Here is a 3,486-nt window from a genome sequence, read left to right on the forward strand (position 1 = left end):
CGGTTCATCGGTTCATCGGTTCATCGGTTCATCGGTTCATCGGTTCATCGGTTCATCGGTTCATCGGTTCATCGGTTCATCGGTTCATCGGGCCGCCGCTGCGCCTTGGCGCACACAGCAGCACTGACCGGTTACATCACCCTGACAGCCTAACATCCGGCCGCAAGTCGGCCACCACGTATGGGTTAACTGACAGTCCTGTCCCGGTTTCCGGATTGGATGGTCTGACACGGCCGTACTACCTTCTGTTGACGCCCCATGTGGCTGTTACCGGTGCGAGATCAGCTGCACCCCTCTGTCACCTCTTCTTCCGATCAGTACGGACGGCGCGAAAGCTGCGCTGCCGACCGCCAACTGTGGTTCGCTTCTGGCTGAGGCTCACACAACGCCTCCGGCCGATCCCCATACCTATGCCCGCATTTATGCCAACCCACTGACTGCCTGACGGGCAGGGCAGTGCCTTGCCTCGATTGTGCTCAAGTCCCTCACAGGAGAGTTTCAGAATGACAAACCAGTCCTCAGACACCCAGCCCGCCCTTCGCTCGCTCAACGGCTCGGTTCGGGCTGGTCGTTTGACCAAGTTTAAGGGCCAGGTGGCCAGCATTGCGCCGGGGTTTTCGGTCGTGGCGACGGTTGCAGTGCTGTTCAGCGGCAGCGCAGCACAGGCCGCGTGTACGGTAACAGGTGGCGTGGCCACATGTGACGCTATCAAATACGATTTTGGCATCGTCTACACCGAAGCAGATGCGGTTCACACCCTGACACTGCCAGACCATCCTGATTTCACTGCGCGCGGCGAGGGGGTGGAAGTGACTTATGGGGGTGGCGAGAATGTTTCTGTGAGCATGACGAAAGGGACGATCAACGCTACGAAAAACGAGCTCCACAATCATGGGCTTTCGGCGGAGACTACATCCACAGGTACTGGAAACGTGGAAGCCCGGCTGGATGTTGCCACCGATGGCCTCGATATTAACAGTGCAGATAACATCACTATAAGCAGTGATGGTTCTGCCGGGCTTCTTGCGAAGGTTGGCTACAATGCGATCAAAGCCGCGACTGCGAGCACACCCGAAGCCATGGCGCTCATGACCGGAGGAAAGATTGCTATTGAAGGTGGTAACTTTACCGAGGGGGTTTCGGCGTTCACCGTGAGTAGGCAGGGTCGTGTGGTACAGAATAGTGATGGCACTTTTACTGTGGAAAGTGGCGGTAATGTGACTGCTGAAATGAGGGACGGTTTCATCCACTCTAAGGCGGCGGCAGGGGCTTCATCCGCGGTTAGAGCAGGTTCCCACCAAACGGACTATATCGGCAGGGTGACGGCGTCAATGAGCGGAGGCGAAATCCACAACGAGAATAGCGGTGGTCTCGGCCTGCGGGCAACGTCCCGTTCCGCAAGCGAACACGCCGAAGCAGTTGCGCACATGAGTGGCGGCAAAATCACCACGACAGGGGGGGGAAATGCTTTCGCGGTTAACGCAACCTACGGGGGGAACGATAACGAGGCAGCCGCGCACAATTTAGGGGCCCATATGGTGGCGAAAATATCCGGGGGGACGATCGAGACGTTTGCATCTTCAACCGCGGTTCGGGCGCGAAACACTGGCGTTGGCAATGCGACTGCGGAAATAAATCAAGTGGATGGCGAAAGCTTCATCACGACGGATGGAAACCAGGCGCACGGGCTTCGGGCGGCAAGCGACAGTCGGGATAGTGAATCCACGGGGGTGGCGACGGCCCTAATAAAAGCCGGGACGATTGAGATTAAAGGTATCAATAGCGTTGGAGCTGATTCGCAGGCCAATGGCGGCAAAGGCAAAGCGCTGACGCGAATGGAGGGCGGCTCTATCACCACGCATGGTTCATACTCCTACGGGCTTGAGGCGCAGGTCGACAACTCGGACAGTATAGGAGTGGCGACGGTGGAAATGACCGGGGGGACGATCGTGACGGGGGAGAGTGGTGGTGGCAACTCCCATGGGATTTTGGCGCACAACTCTGGTCTGGGTGACATGATCGTGGACATGAGTGTTGGTAATGGCACAATCACCACGAAGGGGAATGGGTCTCACGGGATTTATGTGGAAGCGCAAGCGCAAAGGCGCAACAATTTCACGCGGTACGTGGACGGCTCGGCGACGCAGGCGCGGGGGATTGTCAAGCTGGGTACGTTTGCCAGGGTCACAGCTGAAGGAGCGGGTTCAGACGGGATCCGCATCTCAGGGAATGAAGTGGATGCAGATGACGACACCACCACCCCGAACGACCGTGTTACGTTAGGCGCACAAGGCTTTGACATAGAAGTGGCTGGGTATGTGAAAGGCGGATCAAGAGCAGGCGACGCCGCGATCCGAACGATATCCAGCAAAGTCGGGACGATTGATATTGTCAGCGGTGCCAATGTGATTGCCGGGGGGGGTGGCATTGCAATACGCACGGAGACTGCCGCTGCCGGGGGAGATGGCGTGCCGATAGCAGACGACGACGGTACGGCGGTTATCAGGTCGGCAGGGAACATCAAAGGCAATATTGAGCTTGCTGCCGGTGACGATAAGCTGATTGTGACAGGCGGAAGCATCACCGGCGATGTCTATGGCAGTGAGGGCAACAATACCTTGACCTTGGAACGTGGCCGTTTCACCGGGGATATTCGTCTTGTGGGGGGTAAAAATATCCTGAAGATAGAAGATGGCCGCTTCACCGGTGGCATTTATGGCGGTGCGGGTGACGATACCGTCACGATTTTTGCCGAAAGCACCTATGACGGATCCCACGTTCTGGATGGTGGTGCGGGGGATAACGATCAGCTAACGCTGCATGGCCAGACCATCAGCAACACGGCAGAGAACTTCCGCAACTGGGAACGGGTCACGCTGAATGACACAAACCTGCGCCTGAATGAGCTTACCCGGCTCGATATAGATCAGTTGTCCATCAACACCGGGTCCGCGTTCCGCGCCTCTGGCGGGGGAGGGGGGATCACCATCGCAGGTGATGTGACCAATGATGGCTCTGTCGTCTTAAGCGTGCAGGACGGGGCTGCGGATGATGTGATCACCGTTGAGGGGGACTACACCGGATCGGGAACAAGTGTCTTTGCGCTGGATGCAGTTCTCGCTGGCAATGATGCGAACACCGACAGGCTTGAGATCAAGGGCGACGCGTCGGGCGAGATGATGCTGTCAGTCACCAACCTGGACAGCGCCGGTGACGAAGACACACCGCTGGAGATCGACGTGGTCTCTGTTGGCGGAACGTTTAATGGAACGTTCACCCTTGTGGATGGCAACCATGTCATGTCGGACGGGGCGCAAGCAGTTGTCTCGGGGGCCCACCTCTATACGCTGACCGAGGCGGAGGATGGCCGCGGTTGGGTGTTGAGCGCGATGTCAGAGACCGGTGGGAGAAACTGGCAACCGTCTGCGCCGATCTATGACAGCTATGGCCAGTCGCTGCTGGCCCTGAATGGCCCTGCGTCGCTGC

General features: G+C 57.9%; 1 protein-coding gene. It reads left to right on the plus strand.

Translation table 11 applies throughout. The features are described from left to right. Positions 1-503: 503 nt before the first annotated feature. Positions 504-3,486, plus strand: a 2,983-nt coding sequence (locus ACR0BU_RS24570) for an autotransporter outer membrane beta-barrel domain-containing protein (RefSeq protein ID WP_480739548.1), incomplete at its 3' end; no start/stop codon positions are given.

This window comes from Ruegeria sp. CK2, from assembly GCF_056536585.1.